20 protein-coding genes and 1 pseudogene are annotated in these 13,300 nt (G+C 69.9%); 8 read left to right on the forward strand and 13 right to left on the reverse strand.

Translation table 11 applies throughout. The annotated features are described in order from the left end of the window. A partial coding sequence (locus V6M45_RS03895) for a GTP-binding protein (RefSeq protein ID WP_332654148.1) occupies positions 1-180 on the reverse strand: 180 nt, incomplete at its 3' end. Positions 181-290: 110 nt separating this feature from the next. On the opposite strand from V6M45_RS03895, the gene V6M45_RS03900 reads away from it, so the two are divergent. Further along, positions 291-1,208 (forward strand): retropepsin-like aspartic protease, encoded by a 918-nt coding sequence (locus tag V6M45_RS03900; protein ID WP_332654149.1) that lies wholly within the window; start codon positions 291-293, stop codon positions 1,206-1,208. Between the two features lie 5 nt (positions 1,209-1,213). On the opposite strand, the gene V6M45_RS03905 is transcribed toward V6M45_RS03900, so the two are convergent. From V6M45_RS03905 to V6M45_RS03915, 3 genes are read right to left on the reverse strand one after another with little or no spacing between them, the layout of a single operon-like run. Beyond that, on the reverse strand, positions 1,214-2,164 hold the full coding sequence (locus V6M45_RS03905; protein ID WP_332654151.1) for a cation diffusion facilitator family transporter: 951 nt from the start codon (positions 2,162-2,164) through the stop codon (positions 1,214-1,216). Positions 2,165-2,211: 47 nt separating this feature from the next. Continuing rightward, the gene (locus tag V6M45_RS03910) at positions 2,212-2,868 is read right to left on the reverse strand and encodes a glutathione S-transferase family protein (RefSeq protein WP_332654152.1); all 657 of its coding nucleotides are present in this window, start codon (positions 2,866-2,868) and stop codon (positions 2,212-2,214) included. Further along, a complete protein-coding gene (locus tag V6M45_RS03915) occupies positions 2,865-3,278 on the reverse strand; it encodes a VOC family protein (protein ID WP_332654153.1) in 414 nt (137 codons plus the stop codon). The genes V6M45_RS03910 and V6M45_RS03915 overlap by 4 nt, the downstream gene beginning before the upstream one ends. A 101-nt stretch (positions 3,279-3,379) precedes the next feature. On the opposite strand from V6M45_RS03915, the gene V6M45_RS03920 reads away from it, so the two are divergent. Next, positions 3,380-4,261, forward strand: coding sequence for a LysR substrate-binding domain-containing protein (locus V6M45_RS03920; RefSeq protein ID WP_332654154.1), 882 nt, complete (start codon positions 3,380-3,382; stop codon positions 4,259-4,261). Here the strand turns inward: V6M45_RS03920 and V6M45_RS03925 are convergent. Then, complete coding sequence (locus V6M45_RS03925; RefSeq protein ID WP_332654156.1) at positions 4,258-4,890, reverse strand: hypothetical protein; 633 nt, start codon at positions 4,888-4,890, stop codon at positions 4,258-4,260. The two genes, V6M45_RS03920 and V6M45_RS03925, sit on opposite strands and share 4 nt — an antisense overlap. Positions 4,891-5,109: 219 nt before the next feature. Between V6M45_RS03925 and rplU the strand changes: the two genes are divergently transcribed. From rplU to V6M45_RS03940, 3 genes are all read left to right on the forward strand, one after another. Beyond that, positions 5,110-5,673 carry a 50S ribosomal protein L21 gene (gene rplU / locus V6M45_RS03930; protein ID WP_332654158.1) on the forward strand — a complete coding sequence of 188 codons (564 nt, stop codon included), beginning with the start codon at positions 5,110-5,112 and terminating at the stop codon, positions 5,671-5,673. A gap of 27 nt (positions 5,674-5,700) precedes the next feature. Then, complete coding sequence (gene rpmA / locus V6M45_RS03935) at positions 5,701-5,979, forward strand: 50S ribosomal protein L27 (protein ID WP_324821216.1); 279 nt, start codon at positions 5,701-5,703, stop codon at positions 5,977-5,979. A gap of 165 nt (positions 5,980-6,144) precedes the next feature. Continuing rightward, a complete protein-coding gene (locus V6M45_RS03940; protein WP_332654162.1) occupies positions 6,145-6,678 on the forward strand; it encodes a GNAT family N-acetyltransferase in 534 nt (177 codons plus the stop codon). A 108-nt stretch (positions 6,679-6,786) separates the two neighbouring features. On the opposite strand, the gene V6M45_RS03945 is transcribed toward V6M45_RS03940, so the two are convergent. From V6M45_RS03945 to V6M45_RS03955, 3 genes are all read right to left on the reverse strand, one after another. Then, complete coding sequence (locus V6M45_RS03945) at positions 6,787-6,984, reverse strand: hypothetical protein (protein ID WP_332654163.1); 198 nt, start codon at positions 6,982-6,984, stop codon at positions 6,787-6,789. 127 nt (positions 6,985-7,111) lie between these two features. Continuing rightward, positions 7,112-7,711 carry a BA14K family protein gene (locus V6M45_RS03950; protein WP_332654165.1) on the reverse strand — a complete coding sequence of 200 codons (600 nt, stop codon included), beginning with the start codon at positions 7,709-7,711 and terminating at the stop codon, positions 7,112-7,114. Between the two features lie 56 nt (positions 7,712-7,767). Further along, positions 7,768-8,307 carry a hypothetical protein gene (locus V6M45_RS03955; protein ID WP_332654166.1) on the reverse strand — a complete coding sequence of 180 codons (540 nt, stop codon included), beginning with the start codon at positions 8,305-8,307 and terminating at the stop codon, positions 7,768-7,770. Between the two features lie 138 nt (positions 8,308-8,445). Here V6M45_RS03955 and V6M45_RS03960 point away from each other — a divergent pair, with 138 nt between their 5' ends. Together V6M45_RS03960 and V6M45_RS03965 are read left to right on the forward strand one after the other, a co-directional pair. Further along, positions 8,446-9,648 (forward strand): threonine ammonia-lyase, encoded by a 1,203-nt coding sequence (locus V6M45_RS03960; protein WP_332654167.1) that lies wholly within the window; start codon positions 8,446-8,448, stop codon positions 9,646-9,648. Further along, on the forward strand, positions 9,629-10,177 hold the full coding sequence (locus V6M45_RS03965; protein WP_332654168.1) for an FKBP-type peptidyl-prolyl cis-trans isomerase: 549 nt from the start codon (positions 9,629-9,631) through the stop codon (positions 10,175-10,177). Before V6M45_RS03960 ends, V6M45_RS03965 begins: the two co-directional genes overlap by 20 nt. Here V6M45_RS03965 and V6M45_RS03970 read toward each other — a convergent pair. The 4 genes from V6M45_RS03970 to V6M45_RS03985 are packed head-to-tail and all read right to left on the reverse strand — an operon-like array spanning position 10,174 to position 12,144. Further along, positions 10,174-10,836 (reverse strand): glutathione S-transferase family protein, encoded by a 663-nt coding sequence (locus tag V6M45_RS03970; RefSeq protein ID WP_332654170.1) that lies wholly within the window; start codon positions 10,834-10,836, stop codon positions 10,174-10,176. The two genes, V6M45_RS03965 and V6M45_RS03970, sit on opposite strands and share 4 nt — an antisense overlap. A gap of 2 nt (positions 10,837-10,838) precedes the next feature. After that, positions 10,839-11,309 carry an SRPBCC family protein gene (locus tag V6M45_RS03975; RefSeq protein WP_332654172.1) on the reverse strand — a complete coding sequence of 157 codons (471 nt, stop codon included), beginning with the start codon at positions 11,307-11,309 and terminating at the stop codon, positions 10,839-10,841. Then, the gene (locus tag V6M45_RS03980; RefSeq protein WP_332654174.1) at positions 11,309-11,800 is read right to left on the reverse strand and encodes an SRPBCC domain-containing protein; all 492 of its coding nucleotides are present in this window, start codon (positions 11,798-11,800) and stop codon (positions 11,309-11,311) included. The genes V6M45_RS03975 and V6M45_RS03980 overlap by 1 nt, the downstream gene beginning before the upstream one ends. Continuing rightward, positions 11,797-12,144: an ArsR/SmtB family transcription factor gene (locus V6M45_RS03985; protein WP_332654175.1), complete on the reverse strand. Its 348-nt coding sequence runs from the start codon at positions 12,142-12,144 to the stop codon at positions 11,797-11,799. The genes V6M45_RS03980 and V6M45_RS03985 overlap by 4 nt, the downstream gene beginning before the upstream one ends. A gap of 107 nt (positions 12,145-12,251) precedes the next feature. On the opposite strand from V6M45_RS03985, the gene V6M45_RS03990 reads away from it, so the two are divergent. Further along, positions 12,252-12,635 carry a hypothetical protein gene (locus tag V6M45_RS03990; protein WP_332654176.1) on the forward strand — a complete coding sequence of 128 codons (384 nt, stop codon included), beginning with the start codon at positions 12,252-12,254 and terminating at the stop codon, positions 12,633-12,635. A gap of 13 nt (positions 12,636-12,648) precedes the next feature. Here V6M45_RS03990 and V6M45_RS03995 read toward each other — a convergent pair. Further along, positions 12,649-13,300, reverse strand: a pseudogene (locus V6M45_RS03995) (hypothetical protein); the annotation flags it as partial.

The following is a 13,300-nucleotide window of genomic DNA, read 5'->3' on the forward strand; positions in this document are numbered from 1 at the left end:
CTCGAACACGTCCTCGTCGGCGCCGACGACGAGGTCGTTGTCGATGCCGATCTCGCCGAACTCGTTGACGATGACGGCGTAGCGCTTGCCGTGGTCCTCGGTGAGGATGCGGTTCAGCAGGGTCGTCTTGCCGGCGCCGAGGTAGCCGGTGAGGACGGTGACGGGAATCTTGTCTGTCATGGGAGGCCTTTCGGCGGCTGAGATAGTCAGCCCGGGCGCGAGATGAAAGAGACTTAACTTGCGGAGGGGCTGAAGCGGGGCTGGAGTGCGCGGCCTATGAGAGAGCTCCCATGCTGATCAGCCTCGCCCTGTCCCTGCTGGCCACTGACCCGACCTGCGACGCCGCCTTTGAGACGCTGCGCACCACGAACGCAGTCGAGGCGGGCTATTCGGCCCATGTGGGGTTCGTCAGGGCGCGGATCGGCCCGGACGGGGAGCCGGTGTGGCTGCTGCTGGACACCGGGGCCAATCGCTCGGCGCTCGACGCCGGCTTCGCCGCCCGGTCCGGCCTGCCGGTGCTGGCGGGGAGCCAGGTCGAGGGCACGGCGGGGGTGATCGAGGCCGGCGGGACCCGGGTCGAGGACCTGAGACTGGGCGATCTCGCCCTGCCGACAATCGAGCCGACCACCTCGGACCTGAGCGGCCTGCAGGGACCGGGCGGCGAGGCGGCGGTCGGCATCCTCGGATCGGACGCCCTCGCCGGACTGGTGATCACGCTGGACTTCGCCAACGGCCGGATCGCCATCGCCCCGCCGTCCGAAGCGAGCGCACGCGCGGCCGGGTGCGGCCGGGCCGTCCCCACGACCGACGACAACGGCATACTGCGGCTGGAGGCGGTGATCGACGGCGAGGCCCTGCCGCTGCGCTACGATTCCGGGGCCGGGCTGTTCGAGGATCCGCATGTCTGGATCAACCTCAGCCAGGGCCAGTGGGCGCAGGTGCGGGGGGATCGGCCGGAGACCGCGCCGATGGCCACCCTGGGCGGCAGCGGCACGGGCGGACAGGTCAGCCTGCCGGTTCACGCGGGCGGACGGCTGGAGATCGGACCGCTGGCCTGGGACGAGCCCCGCCTGATCGTTCAGCCGGCCCAGGGCTATTTCGCCCGGCCCGAGGCGGTCGGCTTTGTCGGCAACGCCCTGTTCTGGTCGCAGGGGATGGTGACGATCGACTACCCGGGCCATCGCCTGATCCTTCCGCCGTCAGACTGACCGCCTCAGCAGGTCGGGCAATCGGGCGAGGGCTCGGCCTCCAGCTGAAGCGTCGAATGGCCGATGCCGAAGCGGGTCCGCAGCAGGGTCTGGGCCTCGCCCAGCAGGGCCCCGCCGTCGCCGCGGGCATGGCACAGGTGGGCGGTGAGCGCCGTCGCGGTGGTCGACAGGCCCCAGACGTGAAGGTCGTGAACGGCGGTGACCCCCGGCAGGGTGGTCAGAGCCGTCCGGACCGCCTCGACATCCACGTTTCGCGGCGCCGCGTCGAGGGCCAGGTTGACCGAGTCCTTCAGCAGCCCCCAGGTGCCCCACAGGATCACCGCCACGATCGCGAGGCTGACCAGCGGGTCGATGATCGACCAGCCGGTGAACAGGATGGCCGCGCCGGCGAGGACCACGCCGATCGAGACCGCGGCGTCGGCCATCATGTGCAGATAAGCCCCGCGTGCGTTGAGGTCCGAATGCTGGTCCCTCATGAACAGCAGAGCCGTGCCGAGGTTGATGACGAAGCCGACGGCGGCGACGCCCATGATCAGCCCTGACATCACCGGCGCGGGCTCGGCCAGACGACGCACGGCCTCGAGGGCGATGGCCCCGCAGGCGAAGATCAGCAGCAGGGCGTTGGCGAGGGCGGCCAGCACCGTCGCCTTGCCGTAGCCGTAGGTCTTGCGGGGGCCCGCGGCCCGGCGAGCGAGCCAGGCGGCCCCGCCCGCCATGGCGAGACCCAGCACGTCAGACAGATTGTGGCCGGCGTCGGCCAGCAGGGCGGTCGAGCCGCTGTAGACCCCGGCGCCGAACTCGATGCCGACGAAGGCCAGGTTGACGATCAGGCCGACCGCATAGCGCCAGTCCCCGGTGTCGACCGGTCCGTGATGATGGCCGTGGCCATGATCATGACCGCCGTGGTCGTGATCATGGCCGACCTGGTCGGGGGAGTGGCCGTGGTCATGCGCCATTGGCCACCCTTACGGTTCCGGCCCGATGAGGTCCAGTGAGGCCGGGATCAGGGCGCGGTCTGCGGGCGTTCCGGCAATTCGCTCTGCGGAATGACGCGGGTTTCCGCCGCCCCCAGACCCAGCCACGTCTGCACCAGCGGATGGGCGCGCAGCTTTCCGGCGTAGGTGTCCGCCTTCGCGGACAACGGAACCCCGTAGGTGTGCAGGCGACACGCCATGGGCGCCATCATGGCGTCGACGGCGCTGAACTCGCCGCACAGCCAGGCGTCCGGTGGCGCCGAGGCGAAGATCGCGTCGACCCGATCGATGTCCGCTTGAACAACCGCGTCGATCCGCGCGAGCCGGTTCCGGCCGCGGAAGTTCATCGGCATGGCGTCGCGGACCGCCGAAAAGCCGGAGTGCATCTCGGCCGCCAGGCTGCGCGCCCTCGCGCGGGCCGCCCGATCGCCCGGCCACACCGCGGGATAGGACTCATGCAGGTATTCCAGGATGGCGAGCGTGTCCCAGATCACGACGTCGCCGTCGGCGAGAACCGGAACCTGCCCCGTCTCGCCGCCCAGAACCCGGACGGCGTCGCGCGAGCCGGGCGTGTACAGGGGAATGGTCGTTTCCTCGAACGGGACGCCGAGATGCTTGAGCATCAGCCAGGCCCGCAGCGACCATGACGAATAGCTCTTCTCTCCGATGATCAGGGTCAGGCTCATGCCGCGGGCTCCGGGGAAAGGGGGGTCATTTCGTTGAATTCCAGAACATTGCCATCGGGGTCGCGGATGAAGCAGGCCTGTCGGCGCCCCCAGTCGTGAGGACCTTCCGTCAGGGCGACCCCGGCGGCGGCGAAGGCGCGCATCAGATCGGCCAGGCTCTCGACGATGAAGGCGGGATGGGTGCAGCCGGGCCATTTCCGGTCGTGATCCAGCAGCACATTGCCGCCCGGCCAGGCCTCGCCGTTGAAGATGAGGCTCAGGCGAACGCCGTGGGCGTTCACGATCTCGGCCACGCGCTCGTGCGAGTTTTCGTGGTCCAGCTCGAAGCCGAGGAACCGGTAGAAGGCCAGGGCCCTGGGCGGATCCGTCACCCGAATGCCGACGTGCTCATAACCGGTGATCGAGATCATTGGCGCTCTCCGCTGCGGGGAGCTCGCCAATGCCGGATCGACTGGCGCGAAAAAACGGAACAATCATCGACGGATTAGTGAATATTCCTCATGATTGAGGGATGGCAGTCCGTCCTCCCTCCCTGCGCTCCCTGGCCGCGTTCGAGGCGGCGGCCCGGCACGGGAGTTTCGCGCGCGCGGCCGCGGAGATGAACCTCACGCCGGGCGCCATCAGCCACGCTATCCGGTCGCTGGAGACACGACTGGGCGGAGAACTGTTCGAGCGGATCGGGCGCGGCGTCGCCCTGACGCCGCTGGGCGGCGCCTTCGCGGCCCGCGTCCGGGTGGGCCTGTCCCTCATCGCGGATGCGGTCGAGCCGACGCCGGCCTCCGCGACGGACAGGCTGGTCGTCTCGGCCCTGCCCTCCATCGCGGCCAAGCTGTTGACCCCGGGCCTCGCGGCGTTCCAGTCCGCCTTCCCGGGCGTTCGGCTCGAGATCCGCTCGGACAGCACCCTGGAAGGCTTCGAACGGGGCGACGTGGACGTGGCCATCCGCTTCGGGCCGGGGTCCTGGGCCGGTCTGAAGAGCCGGATCCTGTCGGGCGATCAGTTCGTGCCCGTCGCCAGCCCGGCCTACCTCGAGCAACATCCGGTCATTGCGACAGCCGACCTCGCCTCGGCGCAGATCATCCATGACTCTGAAAGCTCATGGCGGTTGTGGCAGGAGGTGCATGGCCCCCTGGCGGCCCTGCCCCGCACCCTGCAAATCGACGATGCGGCGTTGCTGGTGGATGCCGCGGTCGGCGGCCATGGGGTGGCCCTGGCGCGGGAGGTGGTGGCCAGACGGGATCTGGCGGCCGGCAGATTGCGCGAACTGTTCGATCGGAGGATGCCGACGGCCTACGTCTACGCCTGTGTCTGGAGCGGCAACACCCGCAAGGAGAAGCTTGTCCTGCGGTTCGTGGAATGGCTGGAAGACCTGTTCCGCCCGCCGGCGGCCTAGGGCCGGTAGAGGACGACGAGAAGGCCGACCCCGATCAGGGCCAGGCCCAGCACCGCGCCTTCGTAGCGGGCCCAGCGCTCAAGCCTGAGCACCGACCAGCCGGCGCGGGCCAGAAGCGTGAACAAAGCCATGCCCATCACCGTCCCGAGCGCGAACACCACGGTCAGGGCCGCCAGCACGGCGACGCCGCCCTGGGCCTGGTTCAGGTAGAAGGGCAGCAGGACCTCGCCGGGCGAGATCGCCATCGTCGCCACCAGGGCCCCGAAAGCGGCGGCGTCCGACACCGGCGGTCCGGCGGTCTCCACCTGCGGTCCCGCGGCCAGCTGCGGGGCGCGGACGAGGGAGCGGACCAGATAGTAGCCTCCGAAGGCGAACAGCAGGATCGCCGACAGCCAGGGGAGCAGGCCCGCGATCCACTGGTCGAGGGCCAGTCCGGCGATGACGATCAGACTGCCCACCACGGCCGTCACGGCCACATGGGCCAGGCCCGCGGCGACGACCGAGGCGAGGACGCGTTCCACCGTCCAGCGCTGGGCCCGGCCCACCAGGGCGAAGGGCAGCCAGTGGGTCGGCAGGGCCGCGTGCAGGAAGGCGGTGGCGAAGCCGGCGCCCAGCAGGGACAGAAGCATTGTCTGGTCGGGGGCGGGCGGCGTCATCCCGGCCCCTGTAGCCTGTTACTTTATAACAGTCGAGGGCGCGGCCGGGAATTCCGCTCCCGGCGCGTCCTTTCCGGGATTTTCGCCCCGTCCGCGTTGACTCGGAGGACCCGTTCCGTATATGTCGCCGCTCTTCGCCCGAGGGGGACCCCCGTCGGGCTTATTCTTTTTGCGTTTCGCTGAGGCTTCAACATGTACGCGGTGATCAAGACCGGCGGCAAGCAGTACCGGGTTCAACCGGGCGACGTCATCGTGGTCGAGAAGCTCGACGGCGAGGCCGGCTCGAACGTTTCGTTCGGCGACGTGCTGATGCTGGGCGGCGACAAGGGCATCACCCTGGGCGCCCCGATGATCGCCGGCGCGACCGTCGCGGCGACGCTGGTCGAAACCCGCAAGGGCGAGAAGATCAAGATCTTCAAGAAGATCCGCCGTCAGGGCTATCGCCGCACCAACGGCCATCGCCAGATGGAATCGGTTCTGCGCATCACCGGCATCGAAGGCGCCGGCGAGAAGGCCAAGTGGGACGGCGAAGCGTCGCTGATGACCAAGGCCGAGATGAACCTGCGCGCCCGCGGCCTGGCCCCGCGCGTCGAAGAGACCGAAGCCAAGCCGGCGAAGAAGGCGGCCGCTCCGAAGGCCGCCAAGGCCGAAGCCCCGAAGGCTGAAGCCGCCGCTGAAAAGCCGGCCGCCGCCAAGAAGGCTCCGGCCAAGAAGGCTGCGCCCAAGGCCAAGCCCGCCTCCACCGACGAAGCGTAAGAACAGTTAGAGACAGGGAGCAGACCTATGGCTCACAAGAAATCCGGTGGTTCGTCGCGTAACGGTCGCGACTCCGAGTCGAAGCGCCTCGGCGTGAAGAAGTTCGGCGGCGAGCGCGTGCTGGCCGGCAACATCCTCGTGCGTCAGCGCGGCACCACCTTCCACCCGGGTGAGAACGTCGGCCTCGGCCGCGACCACACCCTGTTCGCCACCACCCACGGCTCGGTCAAATTCACCACCAAGCGTGGCGGCCGATGCTACGTGTCGATTCTTCCGGCCACCGAACAGGCCATGGCCGCCGAGTAGCGCGAACGGAACATCTTCCGGATCGCGCAAGGCTCAAGAGCCGCGATCCGGACCAAGGGAAGTATTTCCGCGGGGAGTCTGGATCACCAGGCTCCCCGTTTTCGTTCCCCGCCTCGAAGCCGTCCGAGCCCTCCAAGGAGGCGGCGCGAAGACCGAGGCCGTCCCATGTGCGTGATCGAACCCTCCCCTGTCGTCGAGACACGGCGCCTGGCCCTGCGCGCGCCGGCCGCCCAGGACATCAGCCGCCTGACGACGCTCGCGAACGATCCCGACATCGCCCGCATGACCCTGCGGATGCCGCACCCCTATACGCCGGAGGACGCTGAGGCCTTCGTGCTGGCTGTCGCCGGGCAGGATCCCGCCCGGGCCGCGACATTCCTGATCGAGCACGAGGATCACGGCCCCGTCGGCGTCATCGGCCTGTTCGAGGACAGCGATCCGGCGCCCGAGGTCGGCTACTGGATCGGGCGTCCGTTCTGGGGGCGCGGCTATGCGACCGAGGCGCTGGAGGGCGCCCTGGTCTGGGCGTCGCAACGGTGGCGGAGGCGGGCCCTGGTGGCGGGCCACTTCACCGACAATCCGGCCTCGGGGCGGGTGCTGGAGAAGGCCGGCTTCCTCTACACGGGCGAGGTGCGGCGCGGGTTCAGCAAGGCGCGGGCCGGCGAGGCCCGGACCCGGCGGATGGTCTGGCTGGCCTGACTGGCGGGCCGCGGTCGTCGACCCTTCGGCCTGCCGACCCGACTCGGACTGGCGCCCACGCGAGATGGGGCTCGATCAGCGAGCGACCGCGTCGTGAGCGTCAGCCCCCTACCCGAACAGGGTTGGGCCGAACACCGCCGCCATCGCGATCGCCCCGGCCGCGACGGCCACGACGGCGCCGGCGATGAACGCCGCCCAGGTCCTCGCGGCGCGCTTGCGCCGCAGGCCGCTGGTCTTGACCGATCGCAGCATGACTCCGGGCTTCGGCCCGAAGACTTCCGAGCCGGATATGTTGTGCTGGGACATGAACGCGCTCCCTGATCCACCGCCCCTTGCGGGTCAGGAGGAGCGAAGCGGTGCGGACAAGGCGAAACAATGGCGAACGCCGCTCACCCACCGTTCCGTGATCGGGCAAACCTCGTTCGGTGAGGCCTCAACCGCAGAATATCATCCGGCCGCTGTAGGCGCGGTAGTAGCCGCTGTGGGGGTCATAGGACCGGTAGGTCGCCCGGCACCAGTCGATCTGGCGAGGATCCCGCCCGCCCCCGGCGGCCGGTCCGTGGCCTTCGGGAAAGACGAGGTCCGGCCGTCCGTAGGCGCCGTGCCAGGCCGTTCCCGCTGAACCATGACCGTAGCCGTAGCTGTAGCTGTAAGCGTCGCCGTGACCGCGTCGGCGGGTCGAATAGCGGTCAATATGGCGAGAACCATGCGCATGCCCGTAACGCCCCCGGTTGCCGCCGTAGCCCGCCAGGGCGCGGTAGTCGCGCCGCGCCTGCGGGCTGACCCGGTGGCGTTGATCGCGCCAGCGAGCGTCGCAATCCGTGCGACTGGCGTCCCAGAAGGCGTCGCAGCGATAGTCCCCGGGCCGGTCGAGCTGGCTGCGCCAGTCGAAGGCCGAGGGGGCGTTGTTCGAACGGCCGACTCGATAGCCATGGCCGCCGTTGTGACCCCACGACTGGGCCGCCGCGGGGCCGGCCGCCAGCATGAGGCCGACGGCGAGACACACAGCTGAGGCAAGCAACGGGCGACGCATGGTTAATCCTCCAGAGCGGCCCGGCACGCGGCCTGAAAAGACGAACTGACGGACGCTTACAGGGTGACGGAGACGCGTCCGCCGCGGGTGCTGACGTGGCGCATCAGGACAACGCGATCATCCCCGCCGGCGCTGACCGGAGCGATGATGAACCAGCCGCCGTCCGGCAGGCCGGAAAAGCTGAAGCGGCCGCCCTCGCAGGTCCCCGAGCGAACGTAGGAGCGATAGTCGGCGCTGGGGTCCGCGACCGTGCGGGCGCGCACGATGGCCTCGGGCACCGCGGCCCGGTCGGTCGCGCCGTAGAGGGTGCGGATGCGCGCGCGGGTGTAGGGCGTGTCGGGGGTCAGGCCGACCGACCCTGTGCAGGTGAAGACCTGGCCGCCGCGACGATAGTCGATCCGGCCGTCGATCGAGGCGCGGCCCGAAGCCGTCGACCAGGCGAAGTCGTCAGCGCGGAACACCCCCGGGACAGGGCCGGAACGCGGCCCGTAGCCGCCACCCATCGGAACCGTCTCACAGGCCGTGAGGGCGGCGCCGAGCGCGACGGCGGCGATCAGCGGAAAAACACGTTTGCGAGGGGTCATCTGGGCGGCCATGGGCTCTCTCCGTCACGGGTGCGGGTCGAACATCCTGATCAGACGCTGAACGCCGCGGAAAGGTCAAGGTTGCGACGCCCCGGACCGTGGTCCAAAACCTCGCGGCAACCCGGCGCAAGACCGGATATAGGGGAGCCCATGACAGTCACGTTTGACGACATTCTGGCGGCGCGGGACCGGATCGCGGGTCAGGTCGACCGGACCCCGGTGCGCCACTCCCGCAAGCTCTCGCAGCTGACGGGCGCCGAGGTCTGGATCAAGTTCGACAACCTGCATTTCACCGGCAGCTTCAAGGAACGCGGCGCCCTGAACCGGCTGCTGCAGCTGACGCCCGACGAACGCAGGCGCGGCGTCGTCGCCGCCTCGGCGGGCAACCACGCCCAGGCGCTGGCCTATCACGGTGGCCGGCTGGGCGTCCCGGTGACCATCGTCATGCCGGAGGGAACCCCCTTCGTGAAGGCCGACGGGACGCGCGCCCACGGCGCCACTGTGGTCATCAAGGGGCTGGATTTCACCGGCTCCACCGAGGAAGCCCACCGGCTGCGCGACGAAGAAGGCTTCGTCTTCGTGTCCGCCTTCGACGACGAGGGCATCGTCGCGGGCCAGGGCGTCTGCGGCCTCGAGTTCATGGAAGACGCGCCGGATCTCGACGTCCTGATCATTCCGGTCGGCGGGGGCGGCCTGATCGCCGGCTCGGCCATCGCCGCCAAGGCGCTGAAGCCGTCCATCCGCATCTTCGGGGTCGAGGCGGCCATGTATCCGTCGTTCTCGGCCAGACGCCGGGGAGAGACGGCGAAATGCGGCGGACAGACCATCGCCGAGGGCATCGCCATCAAGGCGGTCGGCGACATCCCCTTCGCCCTCGCCGACCCGCTGGTCGAGGACATCCTCGTCGTCGAAGAAGCCCATTTCGAAAAGGGCGTCGCCTTCCTCGCCACGCTGGAGAAGACCGTGGCGGAGGGCGCCGGCGCGGGCGGCCTGGCCGCAATGCTGGCTTATCCGGACAAGTTCCGCGGACTGAAGGTCGGCCTCGAGCTGACCGGCGGCAACATCGATTCCCGCATGTTGGCCGTGGTCCTGAACCGCGAGCTGGTGCGCGAGAAGCGGTTGGTGGTCTATCGCATCCTCGGGGACGACCGCCCCGGCATGTTGTCGAAGATGAGCGCGGTGATCGGCGGCCTCGGCGGCAACATCATCGACGTGGTGCACAACCGTCTGGCGCTGGACGTGCCGGCCAAGGGGGCGGAATTCGACATCATGGTCGAGACGCGCGGCGAGGCCCATGCGAACGAGATCAGACACGGACTGGAAGAGGCAGGGTATGCGCTACGGATGGGTTAGAACGGCGGCCGTCGTCGCCATGGCGGCGGCGCTGTCGTCGTGCGGCCGCGAGGCCGCGACCGGCGTTGATGCGGACGCGGCCGCCAACCTGCGCGCGGCCGAGTTCTTCATGGAGTCCAACGCGAAGGCGGACGGCGTCCAGACCCTGCCCTCGGGCGTCCAGTACAAGGTTCTGCAGGCCGGCCCGCCCGGAGGCGAACGGCCGGATGGCAACGATCTGGTGCGCGTCGACTACGAAGGCTCGCTGACCGACGGGACTGTGTTCGACAGCTCGTTCCAGCGTGGTCAGCCGGCGGTCTTCACCATCGAGGAGGGCATCTCCGGGTCCATCATCCCGGGCATGCGCGACGCGCTGCAGCACATGACGGTCGGCGACGAATGGCTGGTCTACATCTCCCCGGAGTTGGGCTACGGCGAGGACCGCGCCGGTGAAATCCCGCCCAACAGCGTGCTGGTCTTCCGCCTGAAGCTGCTCGAAGTGGCGGCGACGCCCGGGGGTACGAGAGCGCTGGCCACCGCGAACGGCTAGTCGACCGCAGGCGGGGCCGGCATCAGGTCGCCGAACGGGGCGGCGTCCTCCAGCGCGCGGCGGAACGACGGCCGGGCCATCAACCGGCTGTGCCAGGCCTTGAGCCGGGGCCGCTCGCCGAACGGGACCAGCCGGCGCGCATAGGTCAAGATCGGGGCGGCGGCGCAGTCGGCCAGGGTGAAGGTCTCGCCCGCGCCCCAGGTCCGGCCGTCGCCGAGGCGGCGTTCCAGCAGGTCCCAGGCGGTCCCGATCTCGTTCGCATCCAGCGCCATGACGGCCTCCGGCGGCGGCGGGCCGGCCCGGCCGAGCCGGTGGAAGATGATCCGGTTCATCGGCCCGCCGACGTAGGTGTCGATGATGCGGTCCACCCATCGGGCTTCCAGCGCCGCCTCCGGATCGGTCGGGATCAGCCGTCCGCCGCCCGCCGCCCGGTCCAGGTATTCGATCACGATGCTGGACTCGTGGACGGTCCGGTCCGCCGCCGTGTCGATCAGCACCGGCATCTTGGCGAAGGGCGACAGCGCCCGGAAGGCGGCCATGACCGACTCATCCGCGAAGTCGACCAGCTTTGGCTGGAACGGCAGCTCCAGTTCGTACAGGGCGACCAGGGCCTTCTGGCCATAGGCCGAGTAGGGGTGGGACCAAAGGATCAGCGACATGGTCAGACGGTCTCCCGTTGCGACGCCAGCCAGCGGGCCAGCTGGTCCATTCCATAGGCGGTGCCTTCCTCGCGTTCGGCCCAGCCGTCCTGTCCGAAATAGACGCCCTGCTCGGTGAAGATCAGCCGGGCGCCGGCGCCGTCGGGCAGGATCTCGACCGAGGCGACCGAGGCGGACAGCTTGCGGCCGCCCACATGCATGACGAAGGCGAAAACGAAGCGACGGCCCTCGACGATGTCGAGGTAGGTTCCCTCGAACCGGTGTTCGGCGCCGTCGAGACCGCCGCCGCGGCTGACCTCCCGGCCGCCGACGCGGAAGTCGAGCTGGTCGATGACCGGCGCGGCGACCTCTTCGCATCCCATCCAGCGCTGCTTGATCTCGCGGTCGGCGAAGGCGCGGAAGACGCGGTCCGGCGCGGCGTCATAGCGGCGCTCGACCGTGAAGGCGCCGAAAAACAGGCGGTCGCCGGACATCACGAATGCGCCGCCAGGTCACGGGCGAGTCCCTCCAGCATCTCGCGGCAGCCGTGTTCGCGCAGGGCGATGTGGTCGCCGCTCTCGAGGAAGACTCCCTGCTCCGTGTAGATCAGGCGCGTCCCGGCGCCGTCCGCGACCAGTTCGGTGGTGGCCAGCGAGGCCGAGTTCCGGATACGGCCCTCGGGCGTTTCGCGGCCCATGACATAGGAGAGGACGATCCGAAGGTCGGGAACGATGTCGAGGTGTTCGGTCTCGTTGAACCAGACATGGTTGCTCTCATCGCCGTGGCGGAACCGTCCGCCGGAGCGGCCGCCGACACGGAAGTCGTGGGTCCATTCGTGGATCGTGAAGCCCTTGCCCTCGACGAACCAGCGGCGGAAGACCACCGGATCGGCATAGGCGTGGAACACGCGCGCGGGGGCGGCGTCAAAACGGCGCTCGATCGTGAAGGTCCCGTGGGCCACCCGGGCTGGACTGGGAGCGGTCATTTCGGTGTCTCCTGTTCGGGTCTGGTTTCGTCCAGGTAGGCGCCGAGTCGGTCGAGACTGCGCTCGCCGGACCGGCGGCGGTCATTGATCCAGCGTTCGGCGGCGCTGAGGGCCTGGGGGTCGACCCGGCAGGTGCGGACGCGGCCGACCTTCTCCGTCGCCACCAGCCCGGAGGCCTCCAGGATCTTCAGGTGCTGCACCACCGCGGACATCGACATCGGCAGAGGTTCGGCCAGTTCGCTCACCGTCGCGGGTCCGGCCGCCAACCGTTCAACCATGCGCCGCCGGGTGGGGTCGGAAAGCGCCTGGAAGGCGAGATCGAGCGGTTGTTGATACTGAAGCATTCACTTAAGTATCATGGCGCCCGCATGGTTCGCAAGCCCTTCCACTCCGCAACGCCTCGTTAATCGGCGCGGCGCACGCTCGGCCTCGTCTTATCCGGAGCGGCGCGATGTCGACCATCCAGACCTCCACCTACCGGCGGCAGCGGGACCATTTCGAGCCGCAGGACGCCGATCCGCAGGAACAGCGGCGGCTGCGCGGACTGCTGGAGCAGATCGACTATTCGGCCTTCGTGGCCAATCGCGAAGTGATCGCCGCCGCCCTGCCGGGTCTCGACGTCGCCGTGTTCCAGCGTCTGGCGGTGCAGACGGCGGCGGCGCGGGCCAAATGGGTCGGCGAGGCGCTGCGCCAGTGCGAATCCGGCGCACCCTCGACGCCCGACCAGATCGCCCGGCTGACCTCGAACCGGAAGGCCTATGAGGAACTGGCCGAAGCCTATGAGGGCCTGCGCCGCATGGTCGAGCGCGGCTATCTGACGATCAGAAACGGCTAGGCCGGACCCGCCCCTATTGCCCCGCCTCGAGCGGCTGGGGCCGGGTCGCGATCGGCGCATCCGGATCCGAGGGCGGGCGCTCGGCCGCGGTCGGCGGGGGACCCACGGGCGCAGGCGGAACAATCTCGATCCGGGGCTCGGACGGGACCACGGCGGCCGGCGGCGGTTCTGAAGCCTGTACGGGCGCGACCGTCGGCGCAGCGGAGGTGCGAGCGGGCGTCGCGATCCGCTCCGGCGCGGCGGACGCGGCGCGAGCCGGGGCGACGACGGTCGGGGCCTGGCTCGCAGACGGCGGAGCACTTTCGGTGACGGGCGCCGCCTCGACCGCGGGCGCGGCGTCGGAAACGACCGGCGCCGGAGCTTCGGCGGCCAGAGCCACGGCCGCCGGGGCGCTCTCCGGGGGCGCAGAGGGGGAGCGGGTCAGCATCCATCCACCCAGGGCGACCACCCCGATCGCGGCCGCGGCGAGACCGGCGTAGAGCGGCGCGCGACCCGCGGGGCGACGCCGTGCGGACGCGGAGGCCAGAGCCGGGCTGGCGGCCGGCGAGATTTCCCGGGGCGCTGCGACGGGCCGCGGCGCGGGCGCAAGCTCGCGGACAGGTTCGGCGCGGGGTTCGGCCGGCGGCAGGGGCCGTACAGCGAGGTCGGGCGCGGCGGCGGGTTCG

It is taken from the genome of Brevundimonas sp., assembly GCF_036676055.1.
GTDB lineage: Bacteria > Pseudomonadota > Alphaproteobacteria > Caulobacterales > Caulobacteraceae > Brevundimonas.

Excerpts from the sequence above, each read along its gene's own strand:
- V6M45_RS03900 (WP_332654149.1), top strand. The coding sequence starts at position 291 with ATGCTGATCAGCCTCGCCCTGTCCCTGCTGGCCACTGACCCGACCTGC.
- V6M45_RS03905 (WP_332654151.1), bottom strand. The coding sequence starts at position 2,164 with ATGGCGCATGACCACGGCCACTCCCCCGACCAGGTCGGCCATGATCAC.
- V6M45_RS03910 (WP_332654152.1), bottom strand. The coding sequence starts at position 2,868 with ATGAGCCTGACCCTGATCATCGGAGAGAAGAGCTATTCGTCATGGTCG.
- V6M45_RS03915 (WP_332654153.1), bottom strand. The coding sequence starts at position 3,278 with ATGATCTCGATCACCGGTTATGAGCACGTCGGCATTCGGGTGACGGAT.
- V6M45_RS03920 (WP_332654154.1), top strand. The coding sequence starts at position 3,380 with ATGGCAGTCCGTCCTCCCTCCCTGCGCTCCCTGGCCGCGTTCGAGGCG.
- V6M45_RS03925 (WP_332654156.1), bottom strand. The coding sequence starts at position 4,890 with ATGCTTCTGTCCCTGCTGGGCGCCGGCTTCGCCACCGCCTTCCTGCAC.
- rplU (WP_332654158.1), top strand. The coding sequence starts at position 5,110 with ATGTACGCGGTGATCAAGACCGGCGGCAAGCAGTACCGGGTTCAACCG.
- rpmA (WP_324821216.1), top strand. The coding sequence starts at position 5,701 with ATGGCTCACAAGAAATCCGGTGGTTCGTCGCGTAACGGTCGCGACTCC.
- V6M45_RS03940 (WP_332654162.1), top strand. The coding sequence starts at position 6,145 with ATGTGCGTGATCGAACCCTCCCCTGTCGTCGAGACACGGCGCCTGGCC.
- V6M45_RS03945 (WP_332654163.1), bottom strand. The coding sequence starts at position 6,984 with ATGTCCCAGCACAACATATCCGGCTCGGAAGTCTTCGGGCCGAAGCCC.
- V6M45_RS03950 (WP_332654165.1), bottom strand. The coding sequence starts at position 7,711 with ATGCGTCGCCCGTTGCTTGCCTCAGCTGTGTGTCTCGCCGTCGGCCTC.
- V6M45_RS03955 (WP_332654166.1), bottom strand. The coding sequence starts at position 8,307 with ATGGCCGCCCAGATGACCCCTCGCAAACGTGTTTTTCCGCTGATCGCC.
- V6M45_RS03960 (WP_332654167.1), top strand. The coding sequence starts at position 8,446 with ATGACAGTCACGTTTGACGACATTCTGGCGGCGCGGGACCGGATCGCG.
- V6M45_RS03965 (WP_332654168.1), top strand. The coding sequence starts at position 9,629 with ATGCGCTACGGATGGGTTAGAACGGCGGCCGTCGTCGCCATGGCGGCG.
- V6M45_RS03970 (WP_332654170.1), bottom strand. The coding sequence starts at position 10,836 with ATGTCGCTGATCCTTTGGTCCCACCCCTACTCGGCCTATGGCCAGAAG.
- V6M45_RS03975 (WP_332654172.1), bottom strand. The coding sequence starts at position 11,309 with ATGTCCGGCGACCGCCTGTTTTTCGGCGCCTTCACGGTCGAGCGCCGC.
- V6M45_RS03980 (WP_332654174.1), bottom strand. The coding sequence starts at position 11,800 with ATGACCGCTCCCAGTCCAGCCCGGGTGGCCCACGGGACCTTCACGATC.
- V6M45_RS03985 (WP_332654175.1), bottom strand. The coding sequence starts at position 12,144 with ATGCTTCAGTATCAACAACCGCTCGATCTCGCCTTCCAGGCGCTTTCC.
- V6M45_RS03990 (WP_332654176.1), top strand. The coding sequence starts at position 12,252 with ATGTCGACCATCCAGACCTCCACCTACCGGCGGCAGCGGGACCATTTC.